Here is a 391-nt window from a genome sequence, read left to right as displayed (position 1 = left end):
GAAATAAGTGCATCAAATTGATTTATTTTTTTCATATAAAATGCAAGTGCATAAGAAGCTAAATAATCATCTGAATCAATGAATATAAAATATGGTGCATCTACTTCTTGCATGGCAATATTTCTTGCATGTGCATGACATGTATTTTGTTTTAAATCAATTTCTTTTATTGGTATATCCCAATTTGCAATACTTTGTGTTGCAATTGTTTTTGAATTATCAGTTGAACCATCATTAACTAAAATTAACTCGAAATCTTGAAATCTTTGTTTTTTAAGACTAGTTAAACAACTTTCTATATAGTCTTCTGAGTTGTAATAAGTCACTATGACAGATATGGACTTCATTATTTATTCCCTCTTTTTTTAAAATTTTCTCTTTATATTTTGAT

The 391-nt window shown here is 25.8% G+C and carries 1 protein-coding gene; it reads right to left on the bottom strand.

Translation table 11 applies throughout. The annotated features are described in order from the left end of the window. On the bottom strand, window positions 1-347 hold a 347-nt coding region (locus ER639_RS12090), incomplete at its 3' end, for a glycosyltransferase family 2 protein (RefSeq protein WP_164993460.1). Between the last annotated feature and the right edge of the window lie 44 nt (window positions 348-391).

Origin of the sequence: Macrococcus sp. DPC7161, from assembly GCF_004117835.1 — a bacterium.
Taxonomy (GTDB): Bacteria; Bacillota; Bacilli; order Staphylococcales; family Staphylococcaceae; genus SDSC01.
The sequence above is the reverse complement of the archived record's forward strand: the minus strand, read 5'-3'. Positions and strand labels throughout refer to the sequence as shown.